The sequence below is a fragment of the Piscinibacter sp. PDB5-1 genome, from assembly GCF_056676035.1.
This window is the reverse complement of sequence record NZ_JBWVZL010000003.1, coordinates 394,957-412,814: the sequence shown is the minus strand read 5'-3', so window position 1 is coordinate 412,814 and position 17,858 is coordinate 394,957. Positions and strand designations below refer to the sequence as shown.

General features: G+C 68.4%; 11 protein-coding genes. 5 read left to right on the top strand and 6 right to left on the bottom strand.

Features of this window, described 5'->3' with window-relative positions; all coding sequences use genetic code 11:
• Positions 1 to 98: 98 nt before the first annotated feature.
• The 3 genes from clpB to nadB all read left to right on the top strand — a co-directional run bounded on the left by clpB (position 99) and on the right by nadB (position 5,757).
• On the top strand, positions 99 to 2,687 hold the full coding sequence (gene clpB, locus AC1KAT_RS14825) for an ATP-dependent chaperone ClpB (protein ID WP_480327269.1): 2,589 nt from the start codon (positions 99 to 101) through the stop codon (positions 2,685 to 2,687).
• A gap of 216 nt (positions 2,688 to 2,903) precedes the next feature.
• Entirely contained in the window at positions 2,904 to 4,007 is a 1,104-nt protein-coding gene (locus tag AC1KAT_RS14820) for an alpha/beta hydrolase family protein (RefSeq protein WP_480327267.1), read from the top strand.
• Positions 4,008 to 4,083: 76 nt separating this feature from the next.
• A complete protein-coding gene (gene nadB, locus AC1KAT_RS14815; protein WP_480327265.1) occupies positions 4,084 to 5,757 on the top strand; it encodes an L-aspartate oxidase in 1,674 nt (557 codons plus the stop codon).
• A 180-nt stretch (positions 5,758 to 5,937) separates the two neighbouring features.
• On the opposite strand, the gene AC1KAT_RS14810 is transcribed toward nadB, so the two are convergent.
• Positions 5,938 to 7,320: a sigma-54-dependent transcriptional regulator gene (locus AC1KAT_RS14810; protein WP_480327263.1), complete on the bottom strand. Its 1,383-nt coding sequence runs from the start codon at positions 7,318 to 7,320 to the stop codon at positions 5,938 to 5,940.
• Positions 7,321 to 7,655: 335 nt separating this feature from the next.
• Between AC1KAT_RS14810 and AC1KAT_RS14805 the strand changes: the two genes are divergently transcribed.
• Entirely contained in the window at positions 7,656 to 9,851 is a 2,196-nt protein-coding gene (locus AC1KAT_RS14805) for a hybrid sensor histidine kinase/response regulator (RefSeq protein WP_480327261.1), read from the top strand.
• A gap of 16 nt (positions 9,852 to 9,867) precedes the next feature.
• On the opposite strand, the gene AC1KAT_RS14800 is transcribed toward AC1KAT_RS14805, so the two are convergent.
• The 4 genes from AC1KAT_RS14800 to AC1KAT_RS14785 form a co-directional block, all read right to left on the bottom strand.
• Complete coding sequence (locus tag AC1KAT_RS14800) at positions 9,868 to 11,079, bottom strand: rhodanese-like domain-containing protein (RefSeq protein WP_480327259.1); 1,212 nt, start codon at positions 11,077 to 11,079, stop codon at positions 9,868 to 9,870.
• 131 nt (positions 11,080 to 11,210) lie between these two features.
• Positions 11,211 to 13,118: a sensor histidine kinase, YfiR-like protein-associated gene (locus tag AC1KAT_RS14795; RefSeq protein ID WP_480327257.1), complete on the bottom strand. Its 1,908-nt coding sequence runs from the start codon at positions 13,116 to 13,118 to the stop codon at positions 11,211 to 11,213.
• Positions 13,115 to 13,687, bottom strand: coding sequence for a TOL_0243 family YfiR-like periplasmic protein (locus tag AC1KAT_RS14790; RefSeq protein WP_480327255.1), 573 nt, complete (start codon positions 13,685 to 13,687; stop codon positions 13,115 to 13,117). The genes AC1KAT_RS14795 and AC1KAT_RS14790 overlap by 4 nt, the downstream gene beginning before the upstream one ends.
• Positions 13,684 to 15,600: a TOL_0244 family TonB-dependent receptor gene (locus AC1KAT_RS14785; protein WP_480327253.1), complete on the bottom strand. Its 1,917-nt coding sequence runs from the start codon at positions 15,598 to 15,600 to the stop codon at positions 13,684 to 13,686. Before AC1KAT_RS14785 ends, AC1KAT_RS14790 begins: the two co-directional genes overlap by 4 nt.
• Before the next feature lie 225 nt (positions 15,601 to 15,825).
• On the opposite strand from AC1KAT_RS14785, the gene AC1KAT_RS14780 reads away from it, so the two are divergent.
• Positions 15,826 to 16,146: a hypothetical protein gene (locus AC1KAT_RS14780; RefSeq protein ID WP_480327251.1), complete on the top strand. Its 321-nt coding sequence runs from the start codon at positions 15,826 to 15,828 to the stop codon at positions 16,144 to 16,146.
• An 11-nt stretch (positions 16,147 to 16,157) separates the two neighbouring features.
• Here AC1KAT_RS14780 and AC1KAT_RS14775 read toward each other — a convergent pair whose 3' ends face one another.
• Positions 16,158 to 17,594, bottom strand: a complete 1,437-nt coding sequence (locus AC1KAT_RS14775; RefSeq protein WP_480327249.1) for an RNA polymerase factor sigma-54 — start codon at positions 17,592 to 17,594, stop codon at positions 16,158 to 16,160.
• Between the last annotated feature and the right edge of the window lie 264 nt (positions 17,595 to 17,858).

Below are 17,858 nucleotides of genomic sequence, written 5' to 3'. Positions count from 1 at the left end.
TCGGGCCGGCTTGACCGAGATCAGACCGGGCCGCCATGCTCTGCCTTGAAATCGTCGTGCACGCCCCCTAATCCAGAGCCATCGGAGGACACCACCCCATGCGACTCGACAAACTCACCACCAAGTTCCAGGAAGCCCTGGCCGACGCCCACAGCCTGGCTGTCACCCGCGACAACCCCTACATCGAGCCCGCCCACGTGCTGAGCGCGATGCTGTCGCAGGCCGATGGCCCCAAGGCGCTGCTGCAGCGCGCGGGCGTCAACACCGGTGCGCTCGCGGCCGCGGTCGAGGCTGAGCTGAAGAAGCTGCCGCAGGTGCAGGGCGGCGAGCAGGCGCAGGCCAGCCGCGACCTGGGCACGCTGCTGCAGCATGCCGAGAAAGAGGCCACCAAGCGCGGCGACCAGTTCATCGCGAGCGAGATGTTCTTGCTCGCACTGGCCGACAGCAAGACCAACCTCGGCCCGGTGGTCAAAGAACACGGGCTCACGCGCAAGTCGCTCGAAGCTGCCATCGACGCCGTGCGCGGTGGCCAGAAGATGGACAGCGCCGACGCCGAAGGCCAGCGCGAGGCGCTGAAGAAGTACACGCTCGACCTGACCGAGCGCGCCCGCCAGGGCAAGCTCGACCCGGTGATCGGCCGCGACGACGAGATCCGCCGCGCCATCCAGGTGCTGCAACGCCGCAGCAAGAACAACCCGGTGTTGATCGGCGAGCCCGGCGTGGGCAAGACGGCCATCGTCGAAGGCCTGGCGCAGCGCATCGTCTCGGGCGAGGTGCCCGAGTCGCTGAAAGAAAAGCGCGTGCTGGTGCTCGACATGGCCGGCCTGCTCGCGGGTGCCAAGTACCGGGGCGAGTTCGAAGAACGCCTGAAGAGCGTGCTCAAGGAAGTGGCGCACGACGAGGGCCGCATCATTCTCTTCATCGACGAGTTGCACACGATGGTGGGCGCGGGCAAGGCCGAAGGCGCCATCGATGCCGGCAACATGCTCAAGCCGGCGCTGGCGCGCGGCGAGCTGCACTGCATCGGCGCGACCACGCTCGACGAGTACCGCAAGTACATCGAGAAAGACGCCGCGCTCGAACGGCGCTTCCAGAAGGTGCTGGTCGATGAGCCGACCGTCGAAGCGACGATCGCCATCCTGCGTGGCCTGCAAGAGAAGTACGAGGTGCACCACGGCGTCGAGATCACCGACCCGGCCATCGTGGCCGCGGCCGAGCTGAGCAACCGCTACATCACCGACCGCTTCCTGCCCGACAAGGCCATCGACCTGATCGACGAGGCCGCGGCCAAGATCAAGATCGAGATCGACTCCAAGCCCGAGGCGATGGACAAGCTCGACCGCCGGCTCATCCAGCTCAAGATCGAGCGCGAAGCCGTGCGCAAAGAGAAAGACGAAGCCTCGCAAAAGCGCATGGGCCTGCTCGAAGAAGAGATCGCCAAGCTGGGCCGCGAGTACACCGACCTCGAAGAAATCTGGAAGGCCGAGAAGGCCACCGCCCAGGGCTCGGCCCATGTGAAGGAAGAGATCGACCGCATCCGCTTCCAGATCGAAGAGCTCAAGCGCAAGGGTGATTTCAACAAGGTCGCCGAGCTGCAATACGGCAAGCTGCCCGAGTTGGAGAAGCGCCTCAAGGAAGCACAGGCCAAGGAGTCGGCCAAGGGGCAGGGCGGGGTGCCGCAGCTGCTGCGCACGATGGTCGGCGCAGAAGAGATCGCCGAGGTGGTGTCGCGGGCGACGGGCATCCCGGTGTCCAAGCTCATGCAGGGCGAGCGCGACAAGCTCTTGCAGATGGAAGGCAAGCTGCACGAGCGCGTGGTGGGGCAAGACGAGGCCATCACCGCGGTGGCCGACGCCATCCGCCGCTCGCGTGCGGGCCTCTCTGACCCGAACCGGCCGCTGGGCTCCTTCCTCTTCCTTGGCCCCACGGGCGTCGGCAAGACCGAGCTGTGCAAGGCGCTGGCGACCTTCTTGTTCGACAGTGCCGACCACATGATCCGCATCGACATGAGCGAGTTCATGGAGAAGCACTCGGTCAGCCGCCTGATCGGTGCGCCCCCGGGCTATGTGGGCTACGACGAAGGCGGCTACCTGACCGAAGCCGTGCGTCGCAAGCCGTACAGCGTGCTGCTGCTCGACGAGGTCGAGAAGGCGCACCCGGATGTCTTCAACGTGCTCTTGCAGGTGCTCGACGATGGGCGCCTGACCGACGGCCAGGGCCGCACCGTCGATTTCAAGAACACCGTGATCGTGATGACCAGCAACCTGGGCTCGCACCTCATCATGCAGATGGCGGGGCAGGACAGCGAGTTGATCCGCGAGGCGGTGTGGGGCGAGGTGAAACAGCACTTCCGCCCGGAGTTCTTGAACCGCATCGACGAGACGGTGGTGTTCCACGCGCTCGACATGCAGCACATCGAGGCCATCGCGAAGATCCAGCTCAAGGGCCTGGAGCAACGCCTCGAGAAGATGGAGATGAAGCTCGACGTGTCGCCCGCCGCGCTGGTCGAGCTGGCCAAGGTCGGCTTCGACCCGGTGTTCGGGGCGCGGCCACTCAAGCGGGCCATCCAGAGCCGCATCGAGAACCCGGTGGCCAAGCTGATCCTCGAAGGCAAGTTCGGGCCGAAGGATGTGATTCCGGTGGTGGTGCAGGACGGCGAGTTCGTCTTCCACCGCGTGGTGCACTGAGCCGCAGGCCCCGCCCGGGGCCTTCAACGACAGGGGGCGCATGTGGCGACGCATGCGCCCCGATTCTTTTGTCGGCCCCGGCACGCATTTCGTCGTGCGGTGCTGCCGTTCGTCGCAGGCCGCGTGTGCGGCGTGGGTGTGTTGGGCATGCTGGCGCCTTCGGATCGGACATGGCCGACATGACCGAATCAACAACACCTGCAAGGGAGTGACTTCATGACGACGATGGCGAACGCAGGCCCGCTCAAGACGGGCCCAGGCAAGGCGACGACGGGGCGCGTGTGGCGCGTGTGGGGGCAGGTGGCCGTGCTGGCTGCCGCGAGTGCCGGCGCGCAGGCCCAGGTGGGCCTTGCCGACCTGAAGTTCGGCGAGCTGCCGGTGACCATGGTCTACCCGACGGCCGAAGTGGGCAAGGCCGAGACGCGGGGCCCCTTCGAGCTGCGCGTGGCCGTCGATGCCGCCCCCCGGCCCGAGGCGCGGCGGCTGGTGGTGATGTCGCATGGCACCGGCGGCAGCCCCTTGGCCGACCACTTGCTCGCCAGCATGCTGGCACGGGCCGGCTTCGTGGTGGCCCAGCCCCTGCACCGCGGCGATAACTTCAACGACACCTCGCGCGCCGGCCCCGAAGCGTGGAAGACTCGCCCAGCCGAGGTGATGCAGGTCGTCGAGGGCCTGGCCCAGCACCCGCGCTGGGGGGCGCAACTGCGGTTCGACCGCTTCGGCGTGCATGGCATGTCGGCCGGTGGCATGACGGTGCTCACGCTCGCAGGCGGCGAGTGGCGCACGCTGAACCTGGTGCGCCATTGCCTCGACAACACCGACGCCGATGCCGGCGTCTGCTTCCAGGGCCTCACCACGTCCGAGGCCCAGGCCGCGCGCCGCGCGAGCTACGAACGCGCGCGGGACGTGCCCGTGGCGTACCTGCCCGGCGAGTTGACGGCCGTGCAGCGCGTGACGCGCGACCCGCGCCTCGCTTCGGTCACCGTGGCTGTGCCACTGGTGGCCGCGCTCAGCGCCGAGAGTCTGGCGACCATCCAGGTGCCCGTGGGGGTGGTGCCGGCCGGGCGCGACGGCATGCTGCTGCCGCGTTTCCATGCCGAGGCCCTGCTGGCCACCTGCAAGGCCTGCACGCGGCTGGCCGACGTGCCCAGCGCCGGCCACATGGACATGCTCTCGCCCTGGCCGGCCTCGGTGGCCCAGGCCGTCGGCGCGCGCCAGGCGCGCGGCGGTTACCCCAAGCCCGGCTTCGACCACGCCCAGCTCGTGGCCGCCTTCGAGCGCATCGTGGCCTTCCACAAAGAGCGCCTGCCGAATCCGTGACCGAAAGCCGGGGCAGGGGGGGCCGGCTCCTAGAATCGGTCGCTTCTTCGTCGATGCCGTCGTGCACGGTCGATCCATGTCCGCCACTGCCCCCGCCTCCCTCCCCGTGGTCATCGTCGGTGCCGGCCTTGCGGGCCTCACCGTGGCCCTGCACCTGGCGGCCGAGCGGCCCGTCGTCGTGCTGGCCAAGCGGGGCCTGAACGAAGCCGCGACTGCCTGGGCGCAGGGCGGCATCGTCGGCGTGCTGGGCACCGACGACAGCATCGAATCGCACGTGCGCGACACGCAAGACGCTGGCGCAGGCCTGGTGGACGAGCACGCCGCACGCTTCATCGCCGAGCGCAGCGCCGAGGCCATCGAATGGCTGGTCGAGCGCGGCGTGCCGTTCTCACCCGACCCGCAAGGCCCGCTCGGCCTGCACCTCACGCGCGAAGGCGGCCATGCGGTGCGACGCATCGCGCATGCGGCCGACGCCACCGGCAAGGCCATCCACGAGGTGCTGCTCGACGAGGTGGCGCGCCACCCGAACATCCGCCTGCTCGAACGCTGGATGGCGGTGGACCTCATCACCTCGCGCCACCTCAAGCGCGACGAGCAGCCGCGCTGCTACGGCGTCTACGCGCTCGACATCGAGAACCAGCGCGTCGAAACCTTGGCGGCCTCGGCCGTGGTGCTGGCCACCGGCGGGGCCGGCAAGGTGTACCGCTACACCACCAACCCCGAAACATCGACCGGCGACGGCATCGCGATGGCCTGGCGTGCGGGCTGCCGCGTGGGCAACATGGAGTTCATCCAGTTCCACCCGACCTGCCTGTACCACCCGCAGGAACGCAGCTTCCTGATCACCGAAGCGCTGCGAGGCGAGGGCGGTCGGCTCATCCTGCCGCCGGGCGGCCCGGGCGTGCCGGCCGGCAAGCGCTTCATGACCGACCACGACGAGCGCGGCGAACTTGCCCCGCGCGACATCGTGGCCCGCGCCATCGACTTCGAGATGAAGAAGCACGGCGTGGACTACGTTCTGCTCGACGCCACGCACCTGGGCGAAGCCTTCCTCAAAGAACACTTCCCGACCATCTACGCGCGTTGCCTGACGCTGGGCATTGACATCTCAAAGCAGCCCATCCCGGTCGTGCCGGCAGCGCACTACACCTGTGGCGGCGTCGTGACCGACCTGAACGGCCGCAGCGACCTGCCCGGGCTCTTCGCCGTTGGCGAGACCACCTACACCGGCCTGCACGGCGCCAACCGGCTGGCCAGCAACTCGCTGCTCGAATGCGTGGTGCTGGGCAAGACCTGCGCGCAAGACATCCTGACGCGTGACGCGGGTGACGCGCCCGTCGTGCCGGCCTGGGACGAAAGCCAGGTCGAGAACGCCGACGAGCAGGTCGTCATCTCGCACAACTGGGACGAGCTGCGCCTGCTGATGTGGAACTACGTGGGCATCGTGCGCACGACCAAGCGGCTGGAGCGCGCGTTGCACCGCATCGCGCTCTTGCGCAGCGAGATCGACGACTACTACGCCAACTTCCGCGTCACGCGCGACCTGCTGGAGCTGCGCAACCTGGTCGATTGCGCCGACCTCATCGTGCGCTCGGCGCTGATGCGGCAAGAGAGCCGCGGGCTGCACTACAGCCGCGACTTTCCGCAGACCTTGCCGGTGAGCTTCCCGACCATCCTGATGCGGCCGACCGGGCGCACGCGTCGGCAGCCGCAGCCCCTGGGGGCGGGGCCGACGGGGCTGTGGCGTTGACGGGGTCTGGGCTTCGGCCCGCGAGGGCAGCCCGGCCGCGTTGAGCCCGGCTTTCGTCCCGGCGCCGTCATGGGGGGCGAACGAAGGCCATTCCGCCTGTCACCCGTCCGCTCGCACCGGGGTATAGACGTCTTCGCTCTGTGGCTGCCAGAAGCGGGAGTTCGACGCGGCGCGTCCTTGCTAGCGCGCCTCGTCGTGCGCCGACTCGTCCTGCACCGGCACGGTCGAGTACTCCTTGAGCCGGTTGTAGAGCGTCTTCAGGCTCACCCCCAGCGTCGCGGCGGTTTTCTCTTTGTGGCGGCCGAAGTATTCGAGCGTGGCCAGCGTCACCTGACGTTCGATCTCCGACAGCGGCGTGCCCACGCGAATGGTCAGCACCGGTGCGCCGGTCATCGCGGGCAGCGGGGTCTCTTGCGTCGGCAGGCATTCGTCGACGATGACCGTGTCAGACGCCATCACGTAGGCGCGGTGCACGATGTTGCGCAGTTCGCGCACGTTGCCCGGCCAGCGGTAGGCCTGCAGGCGGGCCAGGGCCTCGGGGGCGAAGCGCTTGACCTGGCCTTCGCGGCGCGAGATCTCGCTCAGGAAGTGCTCGGCGATCAGCGGAACGTCTTCCGCGCGGTCGTGCAGCGGGGGCAGATGGATCGGGAAGACGTTCAGCCGGTACAGCAAGTCTTCGCGCAGCTTGCCCGAGTTGACGGCCGTCTGCGGCGCGCGGTTGGTGGCGGCGATGATGCGCACGTCGGTCTCTTGCACTTGCGAGGAGCCCACGCGCATGAAGGTGCCAGTCTCGAGCACGCGCAACAGCTTGACCTGCAGGTCGAGCGGCATCTCGGTGATTTCGTCGAGAAACAGCGTGCCGCCGGTGGCGCGTTCGAAGAAGCCGTGGTGCTGGCGGTCGGCGCCGGTGAAGCTGCCCTTCTCGTGTCCGAAGATTTCGCTTTCGATCAGGTGCGGCGAGATGGCGCCGCAGTTCACCGCCAGAAAGGGCTTGGAACGCCGGCGGCTCAGGTCGTGCACCGTGCGGGCGACGACTTCTTTGCCGCTGCCGCTCTCGCCGGTGATGAACACCGTCACCGCCGTGGCCGACACGCGCACGATCTGTTCGTAGATGCGGCGCATCGGGGCCGACTTGCCCCACAGTTGCCCGAAGTGACCTTCTTTTTCGAGGCCCTCTTGCAGGTCTTGCGCCTCGGCCCGCAGCGCCGAAGGCTTGGTGACCCGCGACAGGATGCCGTGCAACTGCTTCATGTTGATCGGCTTGACCAGGTAGTCGGCGGCCCCCAGGCGCAGGCCCTGGATCGAGGTTTCAAGGCTGGCGTGGCCCGTGATGAGCACGACCTCGGTGTTGGCCAGCGAGGCCTGGTCTTCGAACAACTGCATGCCGTTGCCGTCGGGCAGCATCAGGTCGAGCAGGACGATGTCCGGCTCTTGCAGTGCGAGTTGGCGGCGCGCCTCGCGCAAGGATCCGGCGGTGGCCACGGTGAAGCCTTCGGTCGCGATCAGCGCGGCCATCATTTCTGCCGAGTCGGCTTCGTCGTCCACTACCAAGGCATGGGGCATGCAGGCTCCTTATGGGGCTGGGCGGCAGGCGCGACAGATGCTTCGCGCGTGCACTAGGGGGAAGGCCGCCTTCTCGGTGAGGCGACATGCCGGTACGCTGCCGCACGTGGTGACGCGGCGAGGTTCCGGGCCGCGAATTATGGGCGAGTGCCCCTTGCCGAGGGCCCGAAGCCCGCAGTTCCCGAGGCGGGCGGCTGGTTTCCAGGCGCTGCACAAAAACCCTGCCAGGGGGCGGGCACACCGATTGCCAACAGCTCTTTCACCACGACCGGAGCCGAGGCGACCCGGTCCGTGCCGACATGCGCGAACACAACGAGGGGACCCACGTGTCAGCTATGCAAGAAATTCCGCTCCCGCTCGCCGCCGAGCCGGAGGCGCCGCGCAGACGCGTGCGCACGTCGTACTTTCCTCCGGCCTCGGCAACCGACTGGCTGCGCGTGCTCATCGCCTTGGGCATCGTGGTGCCAATCGTGTACTTCGCGGTGTTCGCCTGGGCCAGCCACCGCGCCGAGTGGGAGGCCGCACGTGAGCGTGTGGAAAGCCCCAACCGCATCGCCGCCGAGCATGGCTCGAAGGTCTTCGAGACCGCACAACTGCTCGCCGGGCGCATTCGCGACCTGATCGGCTCAGCCGCCTACCGGCCTTCGGACGAAGGTGCGATGCACCTGGCCCTGAAGAACATCGTGGCCGAAATTCCCCAGGTGCAGGGTGTTTGGGTGTGGAACGCGCGGGGCGAACCCGAGGCCAGCAGCCGTTATTACCCGAAGCCACAGGTATCGATTGCCGACCGCGAATACTTTCGGCGCCTGCGCTTGGGCGAGCGGGCGTTCATTTCGGAGTCCATCGAGGGCCGTGCGAGCGGTGCGCGCCTGTTCGCCTACAACGAGCGTCTCACCGGGCCCAGCGGCGAGTTCGCCGGGGTTATCACGGTCGGCCTGCATGTGGACTACTTCGAGACTTTCTACGCCCGTCTCGCTGCGAGCCAGCCGGGGCTGGCGATGAGCATCGTGCGTTCAGACGGTGTGGTGGTGTTGCGCAACCCGCCACTGCCGCCCAAGGTGCAGGTGACGGTGATGCCCGACTCGCCCTTGATGGACAACATGCGGCGCGGCGTGGCCGAAGGCGGCTTCCGGGGCCAGGGCCCGGTGGACGGTGCAGAGCGCCAGGTGGCCTTTCGTGCCCTGAGCCCCTACCCGCTGTACGTCGTGGCGAGCCTCGAGTCGGGGGCCGTGATGTCGGCCTGGCGCGAGCGGCTGCTGCGCACGGGGGCGTACGTTTTCCCGGTCGCGGCCGGATTGGTGGGCATCGCCTGGCTGGCCATGCGCAAATCGCGCGGTGAGGTGAGTGCCTTGGCCCGGTTGGCCGAAGAAGAGCGCCGCCGCGCGGCCGCCGAAGGGGCGCTGCGCCACTCGCAGCACCTCGAAGCCCTGGGCCGTCTGACGGGGGGCGTGGCGCACGACTTCAACAACCTGCTGATGGTGGTCAACAACCAGGCCTACATCCTGAAGAAAAAGCTCGCCGGCACGCCGGCCGAGGCGCACCTGCTCGCGCTCGAACGGGCCGTGAAGACGGGTGAGCGCCTGACCCGCCAATTGCTGGCCTTCGCGCGTCGCCAGCCGCTGCGGTTCGAGCGCGTCGAGTTGCAGCAGAAATTGCCCCAGATGGAGCAGATGCTCAAGCATTCGCTCGCGCCCGAGATCAAGCTCATCCTCAACGTCGATGGCGACACGCAGCCCATCAACGTCGATGGCAGCGAACTCGAGCTGGCCTTGCTCAACGTGGCAATCAACGCGCGTGACGCAATGCCCAAGGGGGGCGTGTTCACGGTTCTGGCACGCAACGCGACGCCCGAGGAAGCACCGCAGGCCGCTGTGCCCTGCGTGGTGATCGCCATGAGCGACACGGGCCATGGCATTCCGCGCCAGACGCTCGAACGCGTGTTCGAGCCCTTCTTCACGACCAAGGGTGTGGGCGGCGGGGCCGGCCTCGGACTCAGCCAGGTCGAGGGCTTCTGCGGGCAGTCGGGTGGCAGCGTGAAGATCGAGAGCACCGAGCAGGTGGGCACCACCGTGCGCATGTTCCTGCCGGCCGCGCAGGGCGAGCCGCAGCAAGACTTCGTGAGCGGCGACCCGCAGGTGCGAGCCAGCGGCTTCGGTGAAAACGTGCTGCTGGTCGAAGACAACGAAGAGGTGGCCCAGACGACGCTGGCCTTGATTCGCGCGCTGGGCTACCAGGGCCACCGCGTGTCGAATGCCAAAGAGGCCTTGCGCTTCCTGGGCGCGGGCAAGTCACTCGACGTGGTGCTGTCCGACGTGATGATGCCGGGCGCACTGTCGGGCATCGACCTCGCCAAGCTGATCAAGGAACGCCACCCGCGTTTGCCGGTGGTGTTGATGAGTGGCTACACGCAAGACCTCGCCGCGGCTGACAAGGCGGCCTTCCAGGTGCTTGCCAAACCGGTGTCGCCCGACACGCTCGGGGCGGCGCTGGCGACCGCCGTGCGGCCCCGGCACACGCCGCTGCCGGGCTAGGCCCTGGGCGCGCTGCTCAGTCGGCGCGGGCCACCGGTGCCGCGGGTGCGCTGGCAACCGGCTGGCCGGCCTGGTCCCACTCGGGCAGGCCGCCCCGGAACCAGTACACCTGCTTGAAGCCGGCGGCCACGGCCGTCTTGCTGGCCTTGTAAGACTTCCAGCATTCGGCGCCGTTGCAGGCAAAGATGGTCGGGCGGTTCTTGTCGAGCTTGGACAGGCCCGAAAAATCGTCGAGCTTGCTGTCGAAGGCCACGTCTTTGAGGCTCTTCTCGCCATAGGGCACGAAGATCGCGCCGGCCACGTGCTTGGCGTCGTATTCCTTCTTCGTGCGCGTGTCCACGAAGAGCGCGCCACTGCTGGTGAGCTTTTGCACGTCGCGCCAGCCCACCACCGTGGCACCCGGCAGGTAGGTCGGCGTGAACAGGCCCAGCTCGGCGACCGACTTGTAGTGCGGCAATTCGAACTGCGTCGCCAGCGGTGTGAGGCCGGCGACCGAGGTCGATTGCGTGAACCACTTGGCCATCTTCGTGCGCAGGTCGTTCGGCAGGGATTTCTTCACGACGACCGACAGGCCCCCCGGCACCGGGGTCGAGGTGCCCAGCGCACGGGCGACGCCGGGGTTGTCTTTCACCCAGTCGGCCCAGTCACTTTGGCGCACCACGGTGGCGTCGGCCAGGCCGAGGCTGACGGCGGTGAGGCCGGCCTGGGGGTAACGGCCGTAGTGCACCGAGCCCAGGTCCTTGAACGACAGGCCGTTCGCATTGAGCATGCCCCGCGCCATGTACGTGTAGAGCGAGTCTTGCTGCGGCAGGAAGAGCTTGCGTCCGCGCAGGCCGTCCATGCGTTCGAAATGCGTGCGCGCGATCAGCACGTACTGCTCGGGCTGGGCTGTCACCCCCAGCAACTCGTAGCCACGCTGCATGGCCGAAGCGGCCACCTGCGCCGGGGCGATGAACACGTCGTAACCTGAACTGCGGGTTGCACGCATCACATCGGCGAGGTCTTCGCTCATCGACACATCGATGGACTGACCCACCGCCTTGCCGAAGCCGGTCTTGAAGGCGGTGTGTGAAATGGTGGTCGCTTCCTTGCGCGAGGTGGGCTCGACGGCCACCACGGCGGTGAGCTGTTGTGACTGCGCCAGCAGGGGAATGCCGGCAAGCGCCATGGCCGCGAACACGCGGCCCATCGGGATGGAAAAGTCCCTGATCAAGCGAACAGTGCTCAAGATGTTCCTCCTCGATACCCCGGCGACGACTGCGCCGTGGTCGGAATATCGTCCGAAGTGCACTGCGGGCAAGCACTGATGTGCGACGGGATGTAAACGCAGTTGCAAGCCGCAAGTGCGCGAGCGCTGCGTCAACCGGGTTCGTGCACACCCACGATGGGCAGGATCTGGCTCAGCTCGATGGGTTTGACCAGGTGGTGGTCGAAGCCGGCGGTGCGCGCCTTTTCGCGATCGCGTTCCTGGCCCCAGCCGGTGATGGCGACCAGCACCAGGTGCTCGCGCTCGGTGCGCTCGCGCAGCAGCGAGGCCACCTCATAGCCGTTGTGTCCGGGCATGCCGATGTCGAGAAAGGCCACCTCGGGACGGTAATGGCCGGCCAGCCGCAGGGCTTCACGCCCATCGTGGGCGACGACCGTTTCGTGCCCCAGCGATTCGAGAATGTTGGCCAGGCTGGTGGCGAAGTCGATGTTGTCGTCGGCGACGAGGATGCGGCGCGGCAACTCGCTGCGCGGCAGGCTGCCCGGGTCGGGCGGGGGCGCTTCGGTGGTCTGGCTGCCAGCCAAGGGCAGGCGCACCTCGAAGCTGCTGCCTTGACCCAGGCCATCGCTGTGAACGGCGATGCGCCCGTCGTGCATCTCGATCAGCTGGCGGGCCAGCGACAGCCCGACGCCGAGTCCGGCCTTGCCGCGCTCGAGCGACTGGTTGACCTGCACGAACATCTGGAAGATGCGCGCCTGCATCTCGGGCGCGATGCCCATGCCGTTGTCGCTGATGCGCACCACGGCCTCTTTGCCGGTTTGCGTGAGCGACAGCTCGATGCGGCCGCCGATGTCGGTGTATTTCGACGCGTTGTTGAGCAGGTTGGCGAAGACCTGCGCCAGCCGTGTCGAATCGCCTTGCACGTGCACGGGGGCGTCAGGCAGGCGCAGCACGAGCTGGTGCTGTCGCGCCTCGATGCCGGGGCCGGCGATCTCGACGGCGCTGCGCAGGGCGGCAAGCAGGTCGAGCCGTTCCATGTGGAGCAGCAGCTTGCCGGTCGTGATGCGCGACACGTCGAGCAGGTCGTCGATCAGTCGCACCATCTGGCGCAGCTGCCTCGTCATGATGTCGAGCGCCTTGCCGCGCAGCGCGGGTTCGCCGTCGCCGATGCGCCGCAGGATCTCGACGGCATTGCCGATGGGCGCGAGCGGGTTGCGCAGCTCGTGGGCCAGCGTGGCGAGGAACTCGTCTTTCGCACGCGCGGCTTGCTTGAGCGCCTCTTCGGCCTTGCGGCGCTGGGCCATCTCATCGAAGAGCTGTTCGTTCGATTGCTCGAGCGCGTCGGTGCGCAGTTCGACCTCGGCCAGCATGTCGTTGAAGGCCTCGACCAGCACGCCGACCTCGTCGTTCGTCGTGCGCGGGGCGCGCAGCGAGAAGTCTCGCCGCTGCATCACCTCGCGCGCGACCTGCGTCACGTCGAGGATGGGCGTGGTGATCGTGCGCTGCAGCCGCGCGGTGACGAGCGCGGCCACGGCCATGCTGGCGAGCATCACACCGCAAAGAATCAGCAAGTAGGCGGGCAGGCGCTGGCGCAGGTCGTAGTCGGCGCGCAGGTACACGGTGCCCAGCAGTTCGCCGTCGCCGCTGGTGGCGCGCACGGGGTGGTACAGCTCCAGCCGGTCGCCGCTGAAGGCATGGCCGGGCTCGGCCGGGGCGACCGGCAGCATGCCGTCGGGCGCGGTCGGGCTCAGGTAGCTGGCAAACAGCCCGCGGTCGGCGCGAAACACGGCGGCCGCACCGATTTGCGGGCGCACCTGCAGCAGCGAGAGGTTCTCGTTGGCGGCCTTGGGGTCGTCAAAGGCGAGCGCCGGCGCGCTGGCGCGGGCGATCAGTTCGGCCTGCGTGGTGAGGTCTTCGACCCAGGCCTGGCGGTAGCTGCGCAATTCGTAGATCAGCAAGGCGGTGGCGCTCATCAGCAGCGCCATGCCCGTGATCACCAACACCACCAGCGTGACCTTGAAACGGATCGACCGGCGCAGCGCGCGCTGCATGCCCCTCATGGGCGCCCTCCGACCACGCGCTCGGCCACACCGAGCACGCGCGAGCTGACCTTGATCGACGCGCGTTCGGCCGCGTCGAGCGAGACCTCGAAGCGCACCCGTTGGCCGATCAGCAAGAAGTTGATGACGCCCCCCAACGCAAGCCCATCGGCCGCGTCAGTGACGAGCATGAGGCGCTGCGCCTTGGCGGCGTTGAAGACCGGGCTGCGTGCCAGGTCGACCTGCGGCCCGAGGTACAGCAGGTGCACGCCGGGCAGGGCCTCGACGCCGTCCACCCGCCGCCCTTGAACGCTGCGCTGGTTGACGCTGCGACCCGCCAGCACCGCACCCAGGTCTGCCAGCACGTCATCGGCGCCGTTGACGCCGATGACGATGGCGCTGTCGGGCTGCGCGAAGCTGCCGGCCGGCCAGTCGAGGTAGGCGAGAAACTTGTACAGAAAGGCCGCCTTCACGCTGCTGGCCGTGGGCGCGGCATCGTTCTGCGCATGGGCGGGCGCGACGCCCAGCACGCAGGCCATCGACAAGACCGCGAGCATCGCCCGGCGGATGGGCAAGGGCAGGGCGTTCACAGCGTCCAACGCAGTTGAAGCGCCGCCTCACGGCCGAACGCGACGCGACTGGCTTGCGGCCCCCACTCGGTGTGCTTGTCGTCGAGCAGGTTGCGCACAGCCAGGGCCAGTTCGAGCCGGGGGCTCATGCGGTACGTCCAGCGTGCGTCGAGTGCGGTGTAGGCCGGCACCTCAGGCGAGGGCCGTTTGCCGATGCGGCGCAGCGCGAGCCACACGCCATGGTGGTCGCTGGGTTCGTACGCGGCACTCAGCGTCAGGCGCTGGCGCGGGTCGTTGCCCGAAAGCGCCACGCTGCCGAAATCGGCTGCGGCCGGATCGACCGCGAGGCGCTTGCGCAGCCACGCGAAGCCGGCGTCCAACCGCAGGCGCTCGCTCGCCTGCCAGCTGCCCCAGGCCTCGACGCCGAGCGCATGGCCCTCGACATCGTTGCGAAAGGCCAGCCCAGCCGGCGTGAAGACGACGCTGCGCAGCCGGTCGAAGCGATGCGCAAACAAGGTGGCCGAGTAGCTGATCGACTCGCTCGCCTGGCCGCGATGGCCGACTTCGAGCACGCTGGCGACTTCGGACTGGAAAGCCTCGCCGCCGCCCACGAAGCCGGGTTGCGTGAACTCGCGGTCGATGCGCGAGGGCGCTCGCACCGCGCGCGACAAGGCTGCCCAGAAGAACGCGGCGTCGCTCGCACGCCAGCCCAGTCGCAGGTTCGGCAGAAATTCCCAACCGGTGTAAGGGTTGCGTTCGAGCGCGGCACCGGCGCCGAGCGCGGTGTCTGCGTCGAGGGTGACTTCATCTTGTGCAAAGAACCGGGCCCAGGTGAGCCCGCGGTCGGGCGGTGTGAAGACGATGGCGGCCGAGTTCTGCACGTCGTCGCGCGCATGGCGCAGACTCGCACCCGCCACCACGTCGTGCCCCGCGAGGGGCGCGAAGCGGTGCTGGCCGGCCAGATCGGCCAGGAAGAGTGTTTCGTCGAGGGCGCCGGGCTGCTTGCGTTCGCTGTGCTCCAGCACCGCCTGCACCAGCGATTGCCGGTCGGCGCCGTGGTCGCGCGTGAAGCGGCCGCGCAATTGGGTGCCGGACACGTGCCGCACCGAGCCGGCGCCCTGGTCGATGCGTGTGCTGTGGCTGTCGGCACTCAGGATCCAGCCGTCGGCCCCCTGGTAGCGGTCGAAGCGCAGGCCGGCCTGCGCACCGTGGGCTGAGTCGAGCACGGCGCTGCCGTCGCTCACGTGGCTGCTGTCGCTCACGTGGCTGCTGTCGCGCTCGAAGGCTCGCGCATGCGCGCGCCACTCGCTGTTGCCACTGCCGCTGCCGTGGCGCCAGGCCGCCTCGCGGCCGTCGGTGCCGGCTTGCACGGTCACTGCGGTGCCGGGGGTTTGCTGGGCCCGCTTGGTGATCACGTTGATCACGCCGTTGAAGGCGTTGCCGCCCCACAGCGTGGTGTGCGGGCCGCTGGCCACCTCGATGCGCTCGACGTTGTCGAGCATCAGGGGCTGCGCTTCCCAGAACACGCCCGAGAACAGCGGTGAATACAGCGTGCGCCCGTCGACCATCACCAGCAGCTTGTTCGACAGCACGTCGTTGAAGCCCCGCGCGCTGATGGCGTACTGGTTGGCGTCGGCGCGCGCCACGTCGAGGTTGGGCGCGAGCCGCAAGGCCTCGGGCAGGCTGGTGATGCCGGCGCGGCGGATGTCGCTCGCGGTGATGACGAACACCGCCCCCGGCGTGCGCGCCAGGCTCTCGCGCTTGCGCGACACCGAGGTGACGCGCACATCGACCAACTGTTCGAGCGACAGGTCGGCCAGGGCACCGGGTGTGTTGGCCTGCGCGGGCCAGGCTGCCAGCAGGCCCAGCCACAAGGGCAGGGCCCAGGCCACCGGGCGGCTGTGTCGGCGCGAGCGGCCCGTCTCGTTGCGCATGTGTGCCCTGAAAGATGAAGGGGGAGTGACCATCGCGCGGCGCAGTGTAGGGTCCGCCATGGCCTTCACCGTGTGGGCCGCCGCGTGCATGCGTATCTGAAGGTACGTCGCCTCGGGCGACGGCGAATGCCCGCACGGCGCAGTCGCCTATCCGGCCCACGGGGCGGGCGTGCGTGGGCACATCAACTGCCTGGAGCTGCCACCCCCTGCTCACAGGCGCACCCAATGCCCGATCAAGACACCCTCACTGAAGCCATCGGCTGGCTCAGCGCCACCCTGCTGCTGACCACCATCGTTCAGCAGGTCTACACCCAGTGGGCCAGCGGCAAGACGGCCGGCGTTTCGCCGTGGCTGTTCGCGGGGCAGACGCTCGCCTCGCTGGGTTTTTCGATCTACAGCGTGATGACGGGCAACCTCGTGTTCACTGTGGTCAACATCGCCTTGCTCGTGAGCGCGCTCGTGGGCCAGGGGCTATACATGCGCAACAGCCGGCGTGAGGCCCGGACGCGGTCGCACGCGGGGGCGAAAGCCGCGCGGGCCGGCTGAGCCGCTTGCCTTCAGCCGTGCTTGCGCCGCCGCTCGACGGCGGGCACCTTTAGCAACTGGCGGTACTTGGTGACCGTGCGGCGCGCCACCGTCAGGCCCTGGCGTGCGAGCAGGCGGGCAATCTCGGCGTCTGACAACGGGGCGGTGGGCTTTTCACCGTCGATCATGTCCTTGATGACCCCGCGGATCGCGGTGGCCGAACATGCGCCGCCGCTGGCCGTGGGCATGGCACGCGAGAAAAAGAACTTCAACTCGAACACGCCGGCCGGCGTGGCCATGTACTTGTTGTTCGTGACGCGCGAGACGGTGGACTCGTGCAGGCCCACCTCGTCGGCGATCTCTTTCAGGCCGAGCGGCTTCATCGCCAGCGGGCCGAACTCAAGGAAGTGGTGCTGCCGCTTCAAGATGGCCTCGGCCACGCTGAGGATGGTCGAGAACCGCTGCTCGACGTTTCGCACCGTCCAGCGGGCTTCCTGCAGGTGCGCGGCAAGCTCCGCGTGCTGCGATTCGCGGTGGCGCTGAAACAGCTCGGCATACACCTGGTTGAGCCGCACCTTGGGCACGATGGCCGGGTTGAGCACGGCTTTCCACTCGCCACGCACCTTGCGCACGATGACGTCCGGGGTCACGTACTGCACATCGGGCGAGCCGAAGCGCCAGCCGGGTCGTGGGTCGAGCCGGCGGATGCGCTCGACGGCTGCTTCGGTCTCGGTCACGCTGCACTTCAGGGCCTTGGCCAAGCCGCTGATGTCGTGTTGCGACAGTCGGTGCAGGTGCTCGGTGACGATGCGAAGCGGCAGCTCGCGTTCGTCTTCCGGCAAGGCGGCGAGCTGCAACTGCAGGCACTCGGCGACGCTGCGCGCGGCCACGCCGCAGGGGTCGAGCGACTGCACGAGCTTGAGCGCCGTGCTCATTTCGCAGGCTTCGACCTCCGGGTCCAGTTCGGTCAGCGTGGCCAGCTCGTCGAGCTCGCAGCGCAGGTAGCCGTCGTCGTCGAGTGATTCGATCAACGTGGCGCAGAGCACGCGGTCGCGCGGCGAGAGGTGGCGCACGTTGATCTGGCGATGCAGGTGCTCGCGCAGGTTCTCGTCGGCCGCGACCATTTCCATTGCGCTCATGTCGCCGTCGCCCGAGGCGGCGCGCTGGCCGTTGCCGCCCCCGAGCGTCGCCCAGCTCTCGCGCTCCCAGGCCGGTGACTCGCCTGGCGTGGGGGTGACGACTTCGATGCGGCCGAAGCTGTCGTCGGCATTCGCGGTGTCAGCGGCCTCGGACTGAGCGCCGTCGCCGGCGGGTTCGTCCACTTCGAGGAAGGGGTTCTTGCCCATCGCCGCCTGCACTTCTTGCGCGAAGTCGAGGGACGACAGTTGCAGCAGCCGCACCGCATGCTGCAGGCGGGGCGTGAGGGTCTGGTGTTGCCGGTGTTCGAGGCGGTTCGCCGGTGCGTTCATTGAATCGGGTCCAAGGCTGGGTGCGGGCGCGCCGGTTGCGGCGCGGGCCGTGAGCCCGCTTCTTTCGCAACCCCTGTGCCGGCCGTGTTGGCGACGGCTTCGGCACGCCGCCCGCGTGCTCGCCCTCGTCGCAAGTGCTTGTTTTTGCTGGGATCCGGCCGCTTGTCACCCGATCGGACCATGCCACCCAGCGTGCCGCCGCGGGGGCGCAACTTGCCGCTGGCCGGTCCGCTTTGCGGTAACAAATTCTGAGTCGCCAGCAGG

Coding starts and splice junctions, on each gene's coding strand:
- nadB (WP_480327265.1), top strand. CDS start 4,084: ATGTCCGCCACTGCCCCCGCCTCCCTCCCCGTGGTCATCGTCGGTGCC.
- AC1KAT_RS14775 (WP_480327249.1), bottom strand. CDS start 17,594: ATGAACGCACCGGCGAACCGCCTCGAACACCGGCAACACCAGACCCTC.
- AC1KAT_RS14795 (WP_480327257.1), bottom strand. CDS start 13,118: ATGAGGGGCATGCAGCGCGCGCTGCGCCGGTCGATCCGTTTCAAGGTC.
- AC1KAT_RS14805 (WP_480327261.1), top strand. CDS start 7,656: ATGCAAGAAATTCCGCTCCCGCTCGCCGCCGAGCCGGAGGCGCCGCGC.
- AC1KAT_RS14810 (WP_480327263.1), bottom strand. CDS start 7,320: ATGCCCCATGCCTTGGTAGTGGACGACGAAGCCGACTCGGCAGAAATG.
- AC1KAT_RS14780 (WP_480327251.1), top strand. CDS start 15,826: ATGCCCGATCAAGACACCCTCACTGAAGCCATCGGCTGGCTCAGCGCC.
- clpB (WP_480327269.1), top strand. CDS start 99: ATGCGACTCGACAAACTCACCACCAAGTTCCAGGAAGCCCTGGCCGAC.
- AC1KAT_RS14785 (WP_480327253.1), bottom strand. CDS start 15,600: ATGCGCAACGAGACGGGCCGCTCGCGCCGACACAGCCGCCCGGTGGCC.
- AC1KAT_RS14820 (WP_480327267.1), top strand. CDS start 2,904: ATGACGACGATGGCGAACGCAGGCCCGCTCAAGACGGGCCCAGGCAAG.